Raw genomic sequence first — 19921 nt, forward strand, 5'->3', positions numbered from 1 at the left:
AAGCTCTCCAGCGCCGATGGTACTGCACTCGTGAGGGTGTGGGAGAGTAGGTCACCGCCGGACATCTTTACTTCAGGGCCACCCGCGAGGGTGGCCCTGAAGTGTTTCTGGCGTTGGTCGTCCCCGCCGCCGCAGGTGCATGTATCGCGAGCTGCTCAGCCGCGCTGCTGCAGTTCGGCGCGCAACTCCACGAGCAGCTCAGCGGACTCGTCGATGGACCGCCCCGGAAACAGCGCGACGGCGATGCTTCCATGATCCGCCCAGCCGCAGGCCGTCATGTCCTGGCCGTCGGTCGGTGCGCTGCCGCATTTCATCACCCCGCCGAGTGAACCGGCCGGTACCGTGCGCAGCCCGGCCACCGCACCCTGCTCGTCGCCGACGAGCTCCAGCAATGTGTCCAGATCGCGTTCCGGTGACCACAACATCGTCGTGCCGCCGAAGACGAGCACACTGCGGTCAGGCGCCTCGGTGTCCCGGTAGACCGCAGCTGCGCTGCGGTCCAGGTCGATCCCGGCGGCGAAGGCGTTGCGCAGGTACTGGGCGGTGTCGCGGGCCCGCTCGCTGTCGTCGCGCACCAACCCTGCGGCCTCGTCCGGGGTGGTCAGCGACGCGTCCTTCTGCTGCAGCATCCGTAGTCCGGTGGAGCCGAGCAGTCCGACACCGAGCAGCCCGGCCGCCAAGACCGAACCGATGACGATCCGTCGGCTGCGGGTCGATCGCCCGGGCTGGTCGAGTTCGTCGGGCCGTTCGGGCTGGTCCGGTTGCGGGGTCACGTCCACTGGTTGCGGGTCACCTGTCCGCCGCCCACCGAAGATGTCCTCGACCATCCCGTCACCGTACGTCAGCGGAACCGGGGTGGAGATAATTCTGCTGCGCGGCTCCGTAGACTTGACGGGTGACCGAAACTCCGCAAGCCCAGCGCGCCGATGCCCCCGACCTGCCGGCCCAGTACCAACCCGGCGAGGTAGAACAGCGGCGGTACGCGCGGTGGGTAGCCGAGGGTCGCTTCCGGGCGTCGGCTGGCACCGGCAAGCCGCCATTCACGATCGTCCTGCCGCCGCCCAACGTCACCGGTTCGCTGCACGTGGGGCACGCGCTGGACCACTCGGTCCAGGACACCCTGACCCGGCGTAAGCGGATGCAGGGCTTCGAGGCGCTCTGGCTGCCCGGCATGGATCATGCCGGCATCGCCACGCAGAACGTGGTGGAGCGCCAGCTGGCCGCCGAGGGGTTGTCCCGACACGACCTCGGGCGCGAAGCGTTCGTGGAGCGGGTCTGGCAGTGGAAGGCCGAATCCGGCGGCGCGATCCTCGGGCAGATGCGCCGGCTCGGCGACTCCGTCGACTGGGACCGTGAGCGGTTCACCATGGACGAGGGTTTGTCCCGTGCCGTGCAGACCATCTTCAAACGTCTCTTCGACGACGATCTGATCTATCGGGCCGAACGCATCATCAACTGGTGTCCGCGCTGCCTGACCGCACTGTCGGACATCGAGGTGGAGCACAGCGACGACGAGGGCGAGTTGGTTTCCATCCGGTACGGCGACGGCGACGCTTCCATCGTGGTGGCGACCACCCGGGTGGAGACGATGCTCGGTGACACGGCGGTCGCGGTCCACCCGGACGACGACCGCTACCGGCATCTGGTCGGCACCGAGGTCGAGTTGCCGTTGACCGGCCGTCGGATCCCGATCATCGCCGACGCACACGTCGATCCGGCATTCGGTACCGGAGCGGTGAAGGTGACGCCGGCGCACGACCCCAACGACTTCGAGATCGGCCAGCGGCACCAACTGCCCAGCCGCACCATCCTCGACGAGCGCGGCGTGGTCACCGCGGCCGGTCCGTTCGAAGGTCTGGACCGATTCGAGGCCCGGCCGGCGATCGTCGCGGCGTTGCGCGCCGACGGGCGCATCGTCGCCGAGAGGCGGCCGTACGTGCACGCGGTCGGACACTGCTCGCGGTGCCGGACCACGGTCGAGCCTCGGCTGTCGCTGCAGTGGTTCGTCAGCACCGGTCCGCTGGCCAGGGCGGCCGGTGACGCGGTGCGCGACGGCCGGACCCGGGTCGAGCCACCGGAGCTGGCGCGGCGCTACTTCGCCTGGGTCGACAACATGCACGACTGGTGCATCTCCCGGCAGCTGTGGTGGGGTCACCGGATTCCGGTCTGGTACGGCCCGGACGGCGAGGTCGTCTGCGTCGGCCCTGACGAGCCGCCGCCCACCGGTGACGGCTGGCGTCAGGACGAGGACGTGCTGGACACCTGGTTCTCCAGCGCGCTGTGGCCGTTCTCCACGTTGGGTTGGCCGGACCAGACCGACGACCTGCGGACCTTCTACCCGACGAGTGTCCTGGTCACCGGCTACGACATCCTGTTCTTCTGGGTTGCGCGGATGATGATGTTCGGGCTGTACGCGATGGACGGCCGGCAGCCGTTCGACGTGGTGGCACTGCACGGCATGGTCCGTGACCAGTACGGCAAGAAGATGTCGAAGTCGTACGGAAACGTGGTCGATCCACTGGACTGGATTGAGCGGTTCGGTGCCGATGCCACCCGGTTCACCCTGGTCCGGGGCGCCAACCCCGGTGCCGACGTGCCGGTGAGCGAGGAGTGGTGCCAGGGTTCGCGCAACTTCTGCAACAAGCTGTGGAACGCCACCCGGTTCGCGTTGCTCAACGGCGCGCACCTGACCGGCGAGCTGCCGGCCGCCGCGGACCTGGGGATGACCGACCGGTGGGTCATGTCCCGGTTGCAGGAGGTGGTCACACAGGTCGACGAGCAGTTCGAGGCGTTCGAGCTGGCGAAGGTCTGCGACACGCTCTACCACTTCGCCTGGGACGACGTCTGTGACTGGTATCTGGAGCTGAGCAAGCCGGTGCTGGCCGCTGGTGGGCCGGCGGCAGAGCGGACCCGGCGGGTTCTCGGCCATGTGCTGGACCAGCTGCTGCGGCTGCTGCACCCGGTGATTCCGTTCGTCACCGACGAACTGTGGCTGGCGCTGGCCGGTGCCGGGACCGCCGTGCAGCAGACCAGCAGCGTCATGGTCGCCGACTGGCCGGTCGCGGACCGGTCGTGGCACGACCGGTCCGCTGAGGCGGAGTTGGCGGTGGTGCAGCGAGTGGTGACCGAGGTCCGTCGGTTCCGGTCGGATCAGGGGCTGCGGCCGACCCAGCGGGTCAGCGCCCGGCTCGCTGGCCTTGCCGAAGCGGGCGTCGGCGGGCACGAGCCGTTGATCCGGTCGCTGACCCGGCTCGACGAGCCGGTCGCGGACTTCTCCGCTACGGCGAAGCTCGCCGTGACCGCACAGGTCACCGTCGAGTTCGACACCCGGGGCGCGATCGACGTCGGGGCAGAGCGGGCCCGGCTGGAGAAGGACCGGGCCGCCGCCGAGCGCGAGGCGCAGCAGTGCCAGACGAAGCTGGGCAACAGCGCCTTCGTGGACAAGGCGCCGGCGGCGGTGGTGGACAAGATCCGTACCCGGTTGGCGGTCGCGGAGGCGGAGCTGGCCCGGATCGCCGGGGCGCTCGCCGCGTTGCCGGCCGCCGAGGGCGGGCAGCCGTGACGGTACGGCGGTCGGGTCGTCCCGGTGGCCCGCCGCCGGGGCAGGACCGCCCGACTGGCGAGTTCGCGCAGGTGGAGCAGGAGCTCGACACCCGGGGCTTCACCCGGATGGTGTTCGACCTGGACCGCATCGGCCAGCTGCTGGACCTGTTGGGCAGCCCGCAGCGGGCGTACCCGTCGATTCATCTGACCGGCACCAACGGCAAGACCTCGACGGCCCGGATGATCGACTCGCTGCTGCGTGCGTTCGGGCTGCACACCGGCCGGTACACCAGCCCGCACCTGGAGTCGGTGCGCGAGCGGATCAGCCTGGACGGCGAGCCGATCAGCGAGGAGCGGTTCGCGGCCGGCTACCGGGAGGTGGCGCCGCTGGTCGAGCTGGTCGACAAGCAGGCGACGGAGCCGTTGACCTACTTCGACGTGACCACCGCGCTGGCGTTCGCGACCTTCGCCGACGCCCCGGTGGACGTGGCCGTCGTCGAGGTCGGGCTCGGCGGTGCGGAGGATGCCACCAACGTGCTGTCCGCCGGGGTCTGTGTGATCACCCCGATCGGGTTGGACCATACCGAGTGGCTCGGGGACACGCTCACCGACATCGCCCTGGCCAAGGCGGGCATCGTGCACGCCGGGGCGACGGTCGTCACCGCGCTGCAGCCCGAGGAGGCGGCCGGGCCGATCCTGGACCGGTGCGCCGAGGTCGGTGCCACCATTGCCCGTGAGGGCGGCGAGTTCGGTGTGGTGCACCGGGCGGTCGCGGTCGGCGGCCAGGTGTTGACCCTGCAGGGCCTGGGCGGCCGGTACGACGACGTGTTCCTGCCGCTGCACGGGGCCCACCAGGCGCAGAACGCGGCGCTGGCGTTGGCGGCGGTGGAGGCATTCCTCGGTGCGGGGGCTGGCCGGATGCTCGACGTCGAGCCGGTCCGGCAGGGTTTCGCCGCGGTGTCGTCGCCTGGCCGGCTGGAGCGGGTGCGCAGCGCGCCGACGATCCTGCTCGACGGTGCGCACAATCCGCACGGGATGGCGGCGACGGTCACCGCGCTGCAGGAAGAGTTCGCGTTCCGCCGGCTGGTGGTGGTGCTCGCCGTACTCAGTGACAAGGACGCCGAGACGCTGCTCGACCTGTTGCAGCCGGTGGCGGACGCGGTGGTGGTGACGGTCAACACCTCGCCCCGGGCGATGCCGCTCGGTCAGTTGGCCGCCGCCGCCGTCGAGGTGTTCGGTGAGGACCGGGTACGGGTGGCGCAGTCCATGCCCGACGCGATCGAAGCCGCGGTGGCGTTGGCCGAAGCCGACGTCGACGGGGAACTCAGCGGGGTAGGTGTGCTGATCACCGGTTCGGTGGTGACGGTCGCCGACGCGCGCCGGCTGCTGACGCGGTGAACGACAAACGGCCTGCCGGCGGCACCCCCGTCGGCGACGACCTGCCTGCGGCTGATGGGTGTGCCGGCGACCCGATGGGGCGGCTACCACGGCGTTCCGGGCTGCGTGACCCGGTCGCGGCCGCCCGCGGGCTGGGGGCCGCCACGCTCGGCCTGGAAGCGCTGGTACTGGTGCTGGCGATCCAGCCGATCCGGATGCTCGGGGCGGGTTTCGGCACCTCGGCGATGGCAGCCAGCGCCGTGTTGGCAGTCGGTGCGGTCGTGGTCGCCGGTCTGCTGCGGTACCGGTGGGCCTGGTACGCCGGGACTGTGCTGCAGGCACTGGTGTTGCTGGCTGGCCTGCTGCACTGGTCCCTGCTCGGAGTGGGGCTCGTGTTCGCCGTGGTCTGGGCGTACGTCTGGCATGTCCGTCGGGTCATTGTGGGCTGACCCACTGGCGGGCGGGCGGCCGGCTAGGTCGTGCTCGCCGGGGACGCCACTGGCTGTTCCCGGTCGCGCCATTCGATTATCGCGATGCCGTGGCCGTCGGGGTCGCGGAACGCGGCGGCCCAGAGTTCGAGCAGGGCTCCGCGGTTGACGGCCCTGGGCGCGTAGGTGAAGCGCACGCCTTTCGACTTGAGCTCGTCGTGCACCCGCAGCAGGCCGTCGACTTCGAGATTGAGGTGCATGAGGCGGCGGTTGACCGGGGCGACCTCGGGCACCGACCGCAGCACGAGACGGGTCTGGCCGGAGGCGAGGACGGCGTTGCCGTCGCCGCCGTCGATCTCGTAGAAGCCGAGCATGTCGCGGTAGAAGGCGACGGAACGGTCCAGGTCCGCGACGAGCAGGGTCAGCCCTACGTTGTGGACCGGGCCGCCGCCGTCGTCACCGGCGGCCGGACCGGCCGCGTCGAGGTCGAGGTCGACCATAGGGTCGGCTTCCGTGGCGCCGGGCGGTGCGGTCGGCGGGTCCGGTGCCTCGGGCGGGTCGGCCAGGACGGTACCCGCGGCGGTCGGCATCCGCGCATCGCCGACACCGTCGCGGTCGGTAGGCCCGCCGGCCGCCGCGCCACCGCCCTGCTCCGCCGACGAGTACGGCTTCGGCCTGGGCCGTCGGGGCAGTGGCACCGGCGTCGGGTCGACCAGGGTGCCTTCCAGCACGATCTGGCCGCCGGGTGCCTGCCGTACCACCAGCGGATCGTCGTCGCGGGGACCAGGTGACTCGATGTCCGGGTCGAAGTCGGTGTCCGGGTCGAAGCCGGGGCGGGTGAAGTCGGGCTGCGGGTTCTCGGCCGGATCGCGCCGCCGTCCGGGCCCGGGGCGGTCGGCCGGCGGCGGCCCGTGCAGGTCGCCGAGGTCGGCGTCGGGATCGCCGGTGCGTACCGTGTCGGGGTCGGCCAGTAGGTCGTCGTCCGGGCCGCGGCGGGCCCACGGCGGGTCGTCGTCGACGCCGAGCAGCCGGTCGTCGTCGGCCAGCAGGTCGTCGTCGGTCGGCCCGAAGTCGGGCTCGTCGAACTCCGGCGGCAGGTCGGCGTGTTCGGCGGCGGCCTCGGCGTGTGTCGGTACGTCGTCCCACATGATCCGGACGTGCCGCTGGTCGTCGATGGCGACCATGATCGGCAGGGTGGAGCGAGGGCTAGGCCACTTCGAGACCGGCACCCGGGGATCGCGGATCTTGACCGAACGGGGCGGTACGCCGGGGGCGTCGATCAGGATCTGCAACTCGCACCGGCCGTACGTCGAGGACGCGGGGGGCTCGGAGACGCTGTGCACATGGGCGGTGCCGGCCACCCAGGCGCGTTCCGTGCCGGGGAAGGCGGTGATGACCACCAGGCTGATGGCGAGCACCAGGAGGGCCACGCCGAGCGCCGCGATCGACCAGCTCGTCATGCCGGCACCGAAGAGGATGATGAACGCGGCGAAGGTGCCCAGCACCGCCGCGATGAGCTTTCGGGCGGTGGTAACCGGTCGACGGCCGTTCGCCACAGTAGACCTCCCAGCGTTAGGACCAGGCTAGGCCGGGCTCGGCGCGGATGGAAGAGCCGCGCCGGTAGGCGTTGGCCGCCGTCGCCTGCCCGTTCCCGTCTTCATCATTGCGTGCCTGCGGGTGAGTCTCCATCATTACCTGCCTGCCGACGAGTCTCCACCGTCACGTACCAGCCGGCGAGTCTCCTCGCGGGCAATGTCACCAAGCCGACCGACCGAAGGGTGCGACCCACTAGGCTGGCAGCGCCAGTCCGCACCGGCCGGCGCTGTGGCAGCCGTACCGGTCCGTTGAGTGAGGAGTCAGCGTGTCCAGCCCCACCGAGGTGCAACGTACCCTTGTATTGATCAAACCCGACGCGGTCCGGCGTGGGTTGGTCGGTGAGATCCTCGGCCGGTTCGAACGCAAGGGCCTGCAACTGGTGGCTCTGACGCTGCGCGAGATGGACGTGGCGCTGGCCGACGCGCACTACGCCGACCATGTGGACAAGCCGTTCTACCCGCCGCTGAAGGAGTTCATGACCGGTGGCCCGCTGGTTGCCCTGGTCCTCGCCGGTGACCAGGCGGTCGACGTGGTCCGTGGCCTGATCGGATCCACCGACGGGCGCAAGGCCGCCGCGGGCACGATCCGTGGCGATCTGGGGCTGTCCAACCGGGAGAACCTGGTGCACGCGTCGGACTCGCCGGAGAGCGCGGCCCGGGAGATCAAGCTCTGGTTCACCGACCTGGCCTGACGACCGGGCCGACCTGGCTTGACGGTGCGGACTTGACGGTGCGGACTTGACGGTGCGGACTTGACGGTGCGGACTTGACGGTGCGGACTTGACGGTGCGGATGAGCGCCGGCTTGCGGGGTAGCCGCCACCGGACGGCGCTTCTGGCGTTTTCGCCCGGTTTCTGTGCCGTGGCCACCTGATCAGGTGGCCACTGCGCCACATTCAGTCGATACACCGGGAAGGTGATCGCCGACGATCCGCCGCTCGGGCTGATCGTGCCCACCTCCGGGTAAACGGGTGGCGGGGTGAGCTAACATCAGGGCAACGGCGATGACCCGGCCATCACCGGCGAGCCCCCGGAAGAACCGGCCACCCGCGTCGCTGCGGAGCCTCAGTAGAACCGGGCGGGTCCGGCCCGACACAGCCGGCCCAAGAGCGGGCGGTCGACACTTCGGCCGCCAAGCGAGGTGGTACCGCGGCCCACCGTGGCGGCACCCGGCACCCGCCGGTGTGGCGTTGCGGCGGGTTCGTCCTCGCAGACCACGACGAATGTGTGCTGCGCGAGGAGAACGACCACCATGGCGTACCCGATGACCGACCCTGCCGCGACCGGCGTGCCGGCGAGTCCGGACCTGCCGGCGGTGGAACGCCGCGTCCTGGACTACTGGGCGGCGGACAAGACCTTCGAGGCGAGCGTCGACCGGCGCGACCCCGGCCCCGACGGCGACAACGAGTACGTCTTCTACGACGGACCGCCGTTCGCCAACGGGCTGCCGCACTACGGCCACCTGTTCACCGGCTACGTCAAGGACGTCGTGCCGCGCTACCAGACGATGCGCGGCCGGCGGGTCGAACGCCGCTTCGGCTGGGACTGCCACGGCCTGCCGGCCGAGGTCGAGGCCGAACGGCAACTCGGCATCTCCACCAAGGCGGAGATCGTCGAGCTGGGCATGGAGCGCTTCAACGACGTCTGCCGCAGCTCCGTCCTGGCGTACACCCAGGACTGGGAGCGCTACGTCACCCGCCAGGCCCGGTGGGTCGACTTCGCCAACGACTACAAGACGCTCGACCTGGACTACATGGAGAGCGTCATGTGGGCCTTCAAGGCCCTGCACGACAAGGGCCTGATCTACGAGGGCTTCCGGGTCCTGGCGTACTGCTGGCGGTGTGAGACGCCGCTGAGCAACACCGAGACCCGGATGGACGACGTGTACCGGGACCGGCAGGACCCGTCGGTCACCGTCTGGTTCGAGCTGGAGCCGACGCGACCCGGCGGCCCGCCCGAGCGGATCGGCGTCTGGACGACCACGCCGTGGACACTGCCATCGAACCTCGCCCTCGCAGTCGGCCCGGACATCGAGTACGCGGTCCTGCAGCGTGACGGGCAGCGGTACCTGCTCGGGGCGGCGCGGGTCGAGGCGTACGCCAAGGAACTGGACGGCTTCGACCAGGTCGGCACGGTCCGCGGCGCCGACCTGGTCGGCCGCCGTTACACCCCGCTGTTCGACTTCCTGGTCGACCAGGCCGGCCCGAACGCCTTCCAGGTCCTCGGCGCCGACTTCGTCACCACCGAGGACGGCACCGGGGTGGTGCACATGGCCCCGGCGTTCGGCGAGGACGACCAGAACACCTGCAACGCCGCCGGCATCCCGACGATCGTCACCGTCGACGACCACACCCGGTTCACCGCGCTGGTCCCGCCGTACCAGGGCGAGCAGGTCTTCGACGTCAACAAGCCGATCATCCGCGAGCTGCGTGACCGGGGTGTGCTGCTGCGTCACGACACCTACACCCACTCGTACCCGCACTGCTGGCGGTGCGACACGCCGCTGGTCTACAAGGCCGTGTCTTCGTGGTTCGTCGCGGTGTCGACCTTCCGCGACCGGATGGTGGAGCTCAACCAGCAGATCGAATGGACGCCGGCCCACGTCAAGGACGGGTCGTTCGGCAAGTGGCTGGCCGGGGCGCGCGACTGGTCGATCAGCCGCAACCGGTTCTGGGGTTCACCGATCCCGGTGTGGCGCTCCGACGACCCGGCCTACCCGCGGATCGACGTGTACGGCTCGCTCGACGAGCTGGAACGCGACTTCGGGGTGCGGGTCGCCGACCTGCACCGGCCGGTCATCGACGAGCTGACCCGGCCCAACCCGGACGACCCGACCGGCCGGTCGACGATGCGCCGGGTGCCGGAGGTGCTGGACTGCTGGTTCGAGTCCGGCTCGATGCCGTTCGCCCAGGTGCACTACCCGTTCGAGAACCGCCAGTGGTTCGAGCACCACTACCCGGGTGACTTCATCGTCGAGTACATCGGGCAGACCCGAGGCTGGTTCTACACCATGCACGTGCTGGCCACCGCGCTGTTCGACCGGCCCGCGTTCCGCTCCTGCGTCAGCCACGGCATCCTGCTCGGTGCCGACGGGCGCAAGATGAGCAAGAGCCTGCGCAACTACCCGGACGTGTACGAGGTGTTCGACAGCTACGGCTCGGACGCGATGCGCTGGACGTTGATGTCCTCGCCGGTGCTGCGCGGCGGCGACATGGCGGTGGTGGAGGGCGGCATCCGAGACTCGGTGCGCCAGGTGCTGCTGCCGTTGTGGAACGTCTGGTACTTCTTCGCGCTGTACGCCAACGCGGAGGGCCACACCGCTGCCCGGCGTACCGACAGCAGCCACCTGCTCGACCGGTACGTGCTGGCCAAGACCGGCGAACTGGTCGACGAGGTCACCCGGCAGATGGACGGCTACGACATCCCCGGTGCCTGCGCGAGCGTGCGGACCTACCTGGACGCGCTGACCAACTGGTACGTCCGCCGGTCCCGGGACCGGTTCTGGTCCGGCGACGCCGACGCCTTCGACACCCTCTACACGGTGCTGGAGACGCTGTCGCGGGTGGTGGCGCCGCTGGCACCGCTGACCAGTGAGGAGATCTGGCGGGGGCTGACCGGGCAGCGGTCGGTGCATCTGACCGACTGGCCGACCCGTGACGAGTTCCCCGTCGACCACGACCTGGTCGCGGCGATGGACGCGGTACGCGAGGTCTGCTCCGCAGGGCTGTCGCTGCGCAAGGCCCGTGGCCTGCGGGTCCGGCTGCCGCTGCCGGCGCTCACCGTGGCGACCTCGGCGGCGGAGCGCCTGCGGCCCTTCGCCGACCTGGTCACCGACGAGGTCAACGTCAAGTCGGTGGTCTTCACCGATGCTGTCGACAGCTATTGCCAGCAGGTGCTGAGCGTGGTGCCGCGGGTGCTCGGCCCCCGCGTCGGCGGCCAGGTGCAGTCGGTGATCAAGGCGGTGAAGGCCGGTGACTGGGTGCTGGGCGATGACGGCGCGCCGGTCGCCGCCGGGGTCCGGCTCGCCGACGGTGAGTACGAGCTGAAGCTGGTGGCCGCCGACCCGGAGCACTCCGCGCCGCTGCCGGCCGGGCAGGGCGTGGTCGTACTGGACACCACCGTCACCCCTGAGCTGGCGGCCGAAGGTCTGGCCCGGGACCTGGTCCGGGTGATCCAGCAGGCCCGCCGCGAGGCGGATCTGCGGATCACCGACCGGATCCGGGTCGCGGTGATCGCCAGCGACCAGGTGGCGTCGGCGGTACGGGCGTACCACGGCTTCGTCGCCGGTGAGGTGCTCGCCGACGAGGTGTCGTTCGGGCCGGTGGATGCCGCTGGCCGGGCTGACGCCGCCGACGGGACCACCGGTTTCGGTGGCTTCGGCGGTGAGGTCGGCGACGGCGAGCCGGTTACCGTACGGGTGGAACGGGTCTGATCGGGCGGGACGGGATCCCGTCCGCTACCGTGTCTGTCCGACCACCCCACCCCACCCTGTCCCGTCGCCGGAGGATCCGTGCCGCCGCTGTACTCGATCGGCAAAGTCACTGTCGGACCCGCGTTGCTGCTGGGTTGGCGACCCAAGGTGGAAGGCAAGGAGAACGTCCCGGCCGCGGGTGGGGTGATTCTGGCTGCGAACCACCTCTCCGTTGCCGACGAGTACTTCCTCGGCGCGGTGCTGCCCCGACATGTGGCCTTCTGGGCCAAGGCGGAGTACTTCGTCGGCACCGGGTTCCGCGGTCTGGTCACCAGGAGTCTGGTGACCGGGCTGGGCGCGATCCGGGTGGAACGCGGCGGCGGGCGGGCTGCGTTGAGCGCCTTCGACGGTGCGATTCCGGTGCTGGCGGCCGGTGGGCAGGTGGCGGTCTTCCCGGAGGGGACCCGGTCGCCGGACGGGCGGCTCTACCGGGGCCGCACCGGGGTTGCCCGGCTGGCGTTGGCCGCCGGTGTGCCGGTGGTGCCGGTCGGGTTCGCCGGGACCGACGAGATCCAGCCGATCGGGACGCTCTGGCCGAAGCTGAAGCGTGGCAAGGCCGTGGTCAGGTTCGGCAAGCCGATGGACTTCACCGGGCGCAGTGACGACCGTGCCGAGATGCGTCGGATCACCGACGAGGTGATGGCCGAGATCCAGCGGCTCACCGGCCAGGAGTACGTGCCCCGCTACGCCCCACCGCGTACCGCTGCCGGCGGGGCGGGTCCGGCCACCAGCGGGGAGGGCCTGGCCGGCTGAACGACGTCGACCGGGTCACTGCCGGTCGATCGCGTCGACGCGTAGCCGCCGGGTGAGTTCGGCGCTCTCCTCGACCGATCGCCGGGTGAACAACGCGGTGCCCAGGCTGCCATGGTCGGCCCAGACACAGACGACCATGTCGGTCCCTTCGGACTGCCCGGTGCCGCATTGCAGATGGCTGCCCCGGGTATCGGTCTCGAACGCGGTCATCGTGCCGAGTTCGTACTCGGTGCCGATCCGCGTCATCTCGGCGGTCAGGTCGCTGCCCGGTGAAATCCGGAAGCCGGTGGTGCCGTACAGGACCACCTGTTTGCCGTTGCCGTCGCGGTAGACGGCGGCGAAGGTGTCCTCGGCCAGCAGGTGGGCGCCGCGCATCTCGACCTCGAGTCGGGCCACTGTCTCCTGACTGCGGCCGTCGTCACTCAACCGCAGGTCAGCGAACTGGCCGGGCAGCGCCGGACTCGCCGGGTACTGGTCCCACAGCGGTTTGCCGTAGTAGGCCGGGGCGCCGCAGCAGCATGCCACGGTGAGCAGGGTCAGTAGCGACGTCACCCACGGCCAGCGACGACGCCGTCGCCGCCGGGCGGCCGGTGGTGGTCCCGGCGGTGCCGGCCGGGCGGGCGGCACTGGATGTTGCGTCGGGCCGGCGGCCCGCAGCGGAGACCGTGTCGGGCGGCCGGACCGCACCTGTGGCGGCGGCTGGCCGGCGTACGGCGGCGGGTCGGTGGCCGATTGGCGTCGACCTGTCGGCGGGCCGGGCGGCGGCTGATAGCTCGGTGGCTGGTGACCAGGTGGCGCGTAGGCCGGAGCCTGGTAGCTCGGCGGCTCAGACGGCGTCGACTCGTCGGGGGACACCGGCTGCGCGTCGGCCCAGGCATCGTTATCCCCGACGGGGTGGCCGGCCGGCCACAGGTCGGCGCTGGCCCACGGGTCGACCGGTGTGCGGGTCTCCGGGTCGTCATCGGCCCGATCGCCCGCCGGCAGGTGCAGTGTCGGATCCCGGGGCGGTGGCGCAGCCGCTGGGCCGGCGTCGCGTTGCCACCAGCGTTGCCGCGGCTGTGGCGGTGGGACCTGTGCCGAGCCCCGCCACGGCGTGGGCGACGTCGGCTGCCCGGAGTCGTCGATCCGGGCAGTCGGCTCGGGCCGGTCACCGTCGACGGCATCGGCGGCAACGGCTGTGCCGTCGGCTCCGGACGTCTGGTCCGGATGGGGATTTTCGTCCGGTTGCGGCTGCCGCATCGCAGTTGCATCTCCTCTCGGACCCGTCCGAGGTTAGTACCGCCGGGCGAGTCCGCCACCGCCGCCATCGGTGACTACCCAGTCCGCAGCCCCGCTTGGTGCGCGTACCCTGGGTGGTTGATCCGGTGTCCGGTGCGGTGTGGAGGAGATCTGATGGGTGTCACGGCAGGCGCTGCCCCGACGGCGACCACGGGCGGCCCGGTGACCCGATCGGTCTGGCCCCGGTTGGAGCCGTTGCTGCCCCAGGTCAGCAAACCGATCCAGTACGTCGGCGGCGAACTGGGCGCGGTGACCAAGGACTGGGACGCCGTCGTGGTGCGCTGGGCGCTGATGTACCCGGACGCCTACGAGGTCGGCCTGCCCAACCAGGGCGTCCAGATCCTCTACGAGGTGCTCAACGAGCAGCCGGACGTGCTGGCCGAGCGGACCTACGCCGTCTGGCCCGACCTGGAGCGGCTGATGCGGGCGCACGGCGTTCCGCAGTTCACCGTCGACGCGCACCGGCCGGTCGCCGACTTCGACGTGTTCGGGATCTCGTTCGCCACCGAGCTGGGCTACACCAATCTGCTGACCGCGATCGACCTGGCCGGCATCCCGCTGCTCGCCGCCGACCGGGACGACGCACACCCGGTGGTGCTGGCCGGCGGGCACGCCGCGTTCAACCCGGAGCCGATCGCCGACTTCATCGACGCCGCCGTCCTCGGCGACGGTGAGGAAGCCGTCCTGGAGATCACCGCGATCGTCCGGCAGTGGAAGTCCGAAGGGTCACCTGGCGGGCGCGACGAACTGCTGCTGCGGCTGGCCCGGACCGAGAGTGTCTACGTACCGCGCTTCTACGACGTCGACTACCTGCCGGACGGCCGGATCCAGCGGGTGGTGCCCAACCGCGCTGACGTGCCGTTTCGGGTGCACAAGCGCACCACCATGGACCTGGACGCCTGGCCGTACCCGAAGAAGCCGATCGTGCCGCTGGCCGAGACCGTGCATGAGCGGTACGCGGTGGAGATCTTCCGCGGCTGTACGCGTGGCTGCCGGTTCTGCCAGGCCGGCATGATCACCCGCCCGGTGCGGGAACGGTCCATCACCACGGTCGGCCAGATGGTCGCCGACGGTCTGGCGTACTCCGGTTTCCACGAGGTCGGCCTGCTCTCGCTCTCCTCGGCGGACCACTCCGAGATCGGCGACATGTGTTCGGGCCTGGCCGAGCAGTACGCCGGCACGAACGTGTCGCTGTCGTTGCCGTCCACCCGGGTCGACGCGTTCAACATCGATCTGGCCCAGGAGTTGTCCCGCAACGGGCGGCGCACCGGGCTCACGTTCGCCCCGGAGGGTGGCTCGGAGCGGATCCGCCGGGTCATCAACAAGATGGTCTCGGAGGAGGACCTGATCCGCACAGTGGTGACCGCGTACACCAACGGCTGGCGGCAGGTGAAGCTCTACTTCATGTGCGGACTGCCCACCGAGACCGACGAGGACGTGCTGCAGATCGCCCGGCTCGCCCACGAGGTGATCAAGGCGGGGCGGGCGGCGACCGGGTCGAAGGACATCCGGTGCACGGTGTCGATCGGTGGGTTCGTGCCGAAGCCGCACACCCCGTTCCAGTGGGCGTCGATGCAGCCGCCGGAGGTCATCGACAACCGGTTGCGTCTGCTCAAGCAGGCGATCAACGCAGACCGGTCGCTCGGTCGGGCGATCGGCTTCCGCTACCACGACGGCGAGCCGTCGCTGATCGAGGGCCTGCTCTCCCGGGGCGACCGGCGGGTCGGTGCGGTGATCCGGCGGGTCTGGGAGGCCGGCGGCCGATTCGACGGCTGGAGCGAGCACTTCTCGTACCAGCGGTGGGTGGACGCGGCAGCCGAGACACTGCCCGCGTTCGGAGTCGACCTCGACTGGTACACGACGCGCGAACGGGACAGCACAGAGGTGCTGGCCTGGGACCATCTGGACTCGGGGCTGGACAAGGACTGGCTCTGGCAGGACTGGCAGGATGCGACGAGCGAGTACGAGCAGGACGACTGCCGGTGGACCCCCTGTTTCGACTGTGGCGTCTGCCCGAGCATGGACACGGAGATCCAGATCGGGCCGACCGGGCAGAAACTGCTGCCCCTGACGCCGGTCAACACCGGGCTGCGGATTCCCGCGGCGGGCTGACTGGCGCTTCGCGCCCACCTGGGTGACGATGGCGACAACCCCTTCCCTTCGGCGAGGAGCATCACGATCAGCAGGAAGCCACAGCCGGAAGGCGGCCAGGCACCGGTCGTGCAGCGGATCCGGATCCGGTACGCCAAGCGCGGGCCACTCCGGTTCACCTCACACCGGGACTTCGCCCGGGCGTTCGAGCGGGCGCTGCGCCGCGCCGGCGTGCCGGTCGCCTTTTCCCAAGGGTTCACCCCCCACCCCAAGATTTCGTACGCCAGCGCCGCACCGACCGGTGTGGCCAGCGAGGCCGAGTACCTGGAGGTCGGCCTCCAGGTCGAGGTCGACCCGGGCCAGCTGCGGGAGGCACTCGACGCGGCCCTGTCCCCGGGACTCGACGTGTTGGACACCGTCGTGGCGACCGGCGGCAGCCTGGCCGACCGGATCGACGCGTCCCACTGGCGGATCGAGCTGCCAGAGGTCGAGCCGGAGCAGGCAGCCAAGGCGGTGGCCGCCTTCCTCGCCGCCGACGAGGTACTGGTGGATCGGCTCACCAAGCAGGGCAGGCGCACTTTCGACGCCCGGGTCGCCGTGCTGCGGATGGCCGTGGTCGGTGACCAGGACAAGCCCGATCCCCCGGTCGGTGACGCGGTGTCCGGCCTACCTTCCGAGGTCAGCTCGGTGCCGTGTGCGATACTCGACCTAGTCGTCCGGCAGGTCACCCCGTCGGTACGACCCGATGACGTCCTTTCCGGCCTGCGCGTCATGGCCGACCTGGAGCCGCCGGTGCCGCCCCGAGTGACCCGGCTAGCGCAGGGAACAATGTCCGCGCAGGGGGAGATCGTCGATCCGTTGGAGGCGGATCGCGCTGGGCAACCATCGGTGAACGCCAGCCTTGTTCCGGCCGGCGCTCAGTAAGTCCAGACTTCGGCGGTCTGCCTCCGGGTCTTTCGCCCAACCGGGCCGGAAGCTCGGCGGCCTGTCCGCCGGAACACCTTTTGCGGCAACCCTGCGTGGCAGCGCTCACCCGCGCCCGGGGCGGCCAGAACTGGAGAACGTCCAATGCTCGAAAACGAGCCCGAGGGCGGGGACCGGACCGGTACCGAACCGGCCGGCGACACCGCCGATGTGACTCGATCCACACCCGTGCGCGCCACGCGGCGGCGGACCACCAAAGCAGCCGCAGCCGCAGCCGCAGCTGACGGTGCGACGGCCGGCGACAGCGCGCCACCTGCCGCCGGTGACCTGCCGCCGGGCGAGCCGGAAGGTGAGCCGCGGGCACGGCGCCGCCGCAAGGCGGTGGTGAGTGTCGCCAGCGACGCGGGTCCCGAGGAGGCCGACGCCGCGCCGGTCGAAGACGCCACGCCGGTGGAACCGGTGGCGAAGAAGGCGACCAGAAGCCGGCGGAAGAAGACCGCCGAGCCGGTCGTGGTTCCGGTCGAGGAGAGCGAGCCCGCGCCTGGCGCGGCGGCTCCGCAGCTCGTCGCGTCGGCACCGGCGCAACCACTGGACGCGGCCGTCCCGGCCACCGAACCACTGGCCACCGAACCATCGGCGGCCGAGGCGGCACAGCAGGAGGCACCGGTCACGGCGGACGACGAGGTTGAGCCGCGGACCCGTCGGCGGCGTTCGGCGGCCGCCACGCCGCCCGCCGTTCTGTTCATGGCGCCGGACCCGCAGACCCCGGCAGCGGTCACCGGGCGGCCCGCCGTCGTGGTGCCCGCCGTACCGGTGGTGCCGGCGGCGGCAGCTGGCGATGACGCTGGCGACGCCGCCACCGAGGACGAGCCGGTGCGCCGTCGTCGTCGGGGTCGCCGAGGCGCGGAGGGCGAGCCGGCCGAGCCGGCTGCGGCCGAGCCGGTGGAGCCGCCGGCGGCGGACGCGGCGACGTCGGCCGAGGAAGACGACGACAGCGACGACGATGACGACGACTCCCCGGCCGGGCGCCGGCGCCGGCGCCGGGGGCGTCGGGGCCGGGGTCGGGGCAAGGGCGGCGCGGACGATGACACCGACGACGAGTCCGAGTCGGCCACCAGCGACGACGAGGAGCCTGTCGACGACGGCGGTGACGCCGAGGACGGCGAGTCGACGACCCGGCGGCGGCGTCGGCGGCGGCGGCGTGGTTCCGGCGACGCGGAGTCCGGTGCCGAGGACGGCGTGCCGACGGTCGTCAAGATCCGTGAGCCGCGCCGGACCGTCGACGAGGTGCAGGGTGTCACCGGTTCGACCCGGCTGGAAGCCAAGCGGCAACGTCGTCGGGACGGCCGGGAGCAGCGCCGGACCCGGCCACCGATCCTGAGTGAGTCGGAGTTCCTGGCCCGCCGGGAAGCCGTGGACCGGGACATGGTGGTCCGCCAGCGTGGTGACCGGACCCAGATCGCGGTCCTGGAGGACGGCATCCTGGTCGAGCACTACGTCACCAGGGCATCGTCGGGAACGATGGCCGGAAACGTGTATCTCGGCAAGGTGCAGAACGTGCTGCCGAGCATGGAGGCCGCGTTCGTCGACGTGGGCCGGGGTCGCAACGCGGTCCTGTACGCCGGTGAGGTCAACTGGGACGCCACCGGTCTGGAAGGGCGGGCCCGTTCGATCGAGCAGGCGCTGCGCTCCGGTGACTCGGTGCTGGTGCAGGTCACCAAGGACCCGATCGGGCACAAGGGTGCCCGGCTCACCAGCCACATCGCGCTGTCCGGGCGGCACCTGGTGTACGTACCGAACGGCAACGCTTCCGGGATCAGCCGCAAGCTGCCCGACACCGAGCGCAAGCGGTTGCGTGACGTCCTGAAGAAGCTGGTCCCGGAGGGCGCGGGCGTGATCGTGCGCACCGCCGCCGAGGGCGCGAGCGAGGACGAGCTGGCTCGCGACGTCAAGCGGTTGCAGGCACAGTGGGAGGACATCCAGGCCAAGGTTGGTTCCGGGGGCGCGCCGACGCTGCTCTACGAGGAGCCGGACCTGGTCATCCGGGTGGTCCGAGACCTGTTCAACGAGGACTTCCGTGAGCTGATCGTCCAGGGCGAGACGGCGTACGAGATGGTCGAGTCGTACCTTGCCCACGTGTCGCCGGATCTGCTGCCCCGGCTGCGTCGGCACGCGGGCGTCGCCGACGTCTTCGCCGACCGCCGGATCGACGAGCAGATCCTCAAGGGCCTGGACCGCAAGGTGTTCCTGCCGTCCGGTGGGCACCTGGTGATCGACCGCACCGAGGCGATGACCGTCGTCGACGTCAACACCGGCAAGTACACCGGTGCCGGCGGCAACCTGGAGGAGACGGTCACCCGCAACAACCTGGAAGCGGCCGAGGAGATCGTCCGCCAGCTCCGGTTGCGCGACATCGGCGGCATCGTGGTGATCGACTTCATCGACATGGTGCTGGAGTCGAACCGTGAGTTGGTGCTGCGCCGGCTGACCGAGTGTCTGGGCCGGGACCGCACGAAGCATCAGGTCACCGAGATCACCTCGCTGGGTCTGGTGCAGATGACCCGCAAGCGGATCGCCGCTGGGCTGCTGGAGGCGTTCAGCGAGACCTGTGACTGCTGCAAGGGCCGAGGGGTGATCATCCATACCGAGCCTGTCGGGGACAAACCTCGAGCGGCCAACGGCGGCGGCTCCGGTGCCGGAGCGGGTGCCGGGGACAAGGTCAAGGCGGTCGCCGCCGCGGTCGCACCGACATCGGCTGTGGTGTCGACCAGCGCGACCTCGGGCCAGGGACGGCGGCGCGGGCGTAGGGCGGCCGAGGTGGCACCCGAGGTGACCGTGCCGGACGAGGCCGATCTGCCCGGTGCGGATGGTCCGCTGGACGTTCCGGTGGTCGAGGCCGTTGAGCAGCCCGGCGACGTGTCGCCGGCCGAACCGCAGCCGACGTCGGTGTCGTCCGGGCCGGTCACTGGCGGTTCGTCTGGTTCGTCCGGTCCGGTCACGACCGGAGTGATCTCCGTGTCCGGGTTGCCCGGCGCGGCGGGACTGCAGCCGGTCGGGTACGACGACGCGGGCGAGGACGAGACGATGGGTTACGACCTGTCCCGCTACGAGTCGGAGCCGATGGAGCCGGTCAGCAACGGTCCCACCCGGCTGGCCGGCGACGACGACCCGGACCTCGCCGACGACGGCGAGGACTCAGCTGACGAGGACGCCGACGAGGTGGCCGCCGAGCACTCGGCCGGCGGCCGGCGGCGGGTTCGGCGGGGCGGCGTGCGTCGCCGTACCCGTCCCTGAGCGGGGGACCGACTTGAGGGTGGCCACCGGCATGGCGTACTCTTGCCGGTGGCGTACCCGGTGCGTCATGTTCCTGTGTGCCCGTGACAGCAGCGTCCGAGACCGCCGCTCCCGTGTTTGCGCGGTGTGGTCGGCAGGGCGACGATCCGTCACGATCACCAATTGTCA

At 70.9% G+C, this 19921-nt stretch carries 12 protein-coding genes; 9 read left to right on the forward strand and 3 right to left on the reverse strand.

What is annotated here, in order from left to right; all coding sequences use genetic code 11:
- Nucleotides 1–155: 155 nt before the first annotated feature.
- Nucleotides 156–827 carry a hypothetical protein gene (locus ACFHVL_RS24355; protein ID WP_416630753.1) on the reverse strand — a complete coding sequence of 224 codons (672 nt, stop codon included), beginning with the start codon at nt 825–827 and terminating at the stop codon, nt 156–158.
- 68 nt (nt 828–895) lie between these two features.
- Between ACFHVL_RS24355 and ACFHVL_RS24360 the strand changes: the two genes are divergently transcribed.
- From ACFHVL_RS24360 to ACFHVL_RS24370, 3 genes are all read left to right on the forward strand, one after another.
- Nucleotides 896–3562 carry a valine--tRNA ligase gene (locus ACFHVL_RS24360; protein ID WP_416630754.1) on the forward strand — a complete coding sequence of 889 codons (2667 nt, stop codon included), beginning with the start codon at nt 896–898 and terminating at the stop codon, nt 3560–3562.
- A 107-nt stretch (nt 3563–3669) separates the two neighbouring features.
- Complete coding sequence (locus ACFHVL_RS24365) at nt 3670–4941, forward strand: bifunctional folylpolyglutamate synthase/dihydrofolate synthase (RefSeq protein ID WP_416630790.1); 1272 nt, start codon at nt 3670–3672, stop codon at nt 4939–4941.
- A gap of 74 nt (nt 4942–5015) precedes the next feature.
- Nucleotides 5016–5369, forward strand: a complete 354-nt coding sequence (locus ACFHVL_RS24370) for a DUF4233 domain-containing protein (RefSeq protein WP_416630791.1) — start codon at nt 5016–5018, stop codon at nt 5367–5369.
- A 23-nt stretch (nt 5370–5392) separates the two neighbouring features.
- On the opposite strand, the gene ACFHVL_RS24375 is transcribed toward ACFHVL_RS24370, so the two are convergent.
- Nucleotides 5393–6904 carry a VOC family protein gene (locus tag ACFHVL_RS24375; RefSeq protein WP_416630755.1) on the reverse strand — a complete coding sequence of 504 codons (1512 nt, stop codon included), beginning with the start codon at nt 6902–6904 and terminating at the stop codon, nt 5393–5395.
- 305 nt (nt 6905–7209) lie between these two features.
- Between ACFHVL_RS24375 and ndk the strand changes: the two genes are divergently transcribed.
- The 3 genes from ndk to ACFHVL_RS24390 all read left to right on the forward strand — a co-directional run bounded on the left by ndk (nt 7210) and on the right by ACFHVL_RS24390 (nt 12166).
- The gene (gene ndk, locus ACFHVL_RS24380; RefSeq protein ID WP_416630756.1) at nt 7210–7635 is read left to right on the forward strand and encodes a nucleoside-diphosphate kinase; all 426 of its coding nucleotides are present in this window, start codon (nt 7210–7212) and stop codon (nt 7633–7635) included.
- 559 nt (nt 7636–8194) lie between these two features.
- On the forward strand, nt 8195–11374 hold the full coding sequence (ileS, locus tag ACFHVL_RS24385; RefSeq protein ID WP_416630757.1) for an isoleucine--tRNA ligase: 3180 nt from the start codon (nt 8195–8197) through the stop codon (nt 11372–11374).
- Nucleotides 11375–11452: 78 nt separating this feature from the next.
- Nucleotides 11453–12166, forward strand: coding sequence for a lysophospholipid acyltransferase family protein (locus ACFHVL_RS24390; protein WP_416630758.1), 714 nt, complete (start codon nt 11453–11455; stop codon nt 12164–12166).
- Between the two features lie 15 nt (nt 12167–12181).
- Here ACFHVL_RS24390 and ACFHVL_RS24395 read toward each other — a convergent pair whose 3' ends face one another.
- Nucleotides 12182–13405, reverse strand: a complete 1224-nt coding sequence (locus tag ACFHVL_RS24395; RefSeq protein ID WP_416630759.1) for a hypothetical protein — start codon at nt 13403–13405, stop codon at nt 12182–12184.
- Nucleotides 13406–13558: 153 nt separating this feature from the next.
- Here ACFHVL_RS24395 and ACFHVL_RS24400 point away from each other — a divergent pair, with 153 nt between their 5' ends.
- From ACFHVL_RS24400 to ACFHVL_RS24410, 3 genes are all read left to right on the forward strand, one after another.
- Nucleotides 13559–15556 carry a TIGR03960 family B12-binding radical SAM protein gene (locus ACFHVL_RS24400; protein ID WP_416630760.1) on the forward strand — a complete coding sequence of 666 codons (1998 nt, stop codon included), beginning with the start codon at nt 13559–13561 and terminating at the stop codon, nt 15554–15556.
- A gap of 108 nt (nt 15557–15664) precedes the next feature.
- Nucleotides 15665–16459, forward strand: coding sequence for a TIGR03936 family radical SAM-associated protein (locus tag ACFHVL_RS24405; RefSeq protein WP_416630761.1), 795 nt, complete (start codon nt 15665–15667; stop codon nt 16457–16459).
- Nucleotides 16460–16603: 144 nt separating this feature from the next.
- On the forward strand, nt 16604–19753 hold the full coding sequence (locus tag ACFHVL_RS24410) for an Rne/Rng family ribonuclease (protein WP_416630762.1): 3150 nt from the start codon (nt 16604–16606) through the stop codon (nt 19751–19753).
- Nucleotides 19754–19921 lie beyond the last annotated feature (168 nt).

Source organism: Micromonospora sp. LOL_023 (assembly GCF_048060115.1).
Classification (GTDB): domain Bacteria; phylum Actinomycetota; class Actinomycetes; order Mycobacteriales; family Micromonosporaceae; genus Micromonospora_E.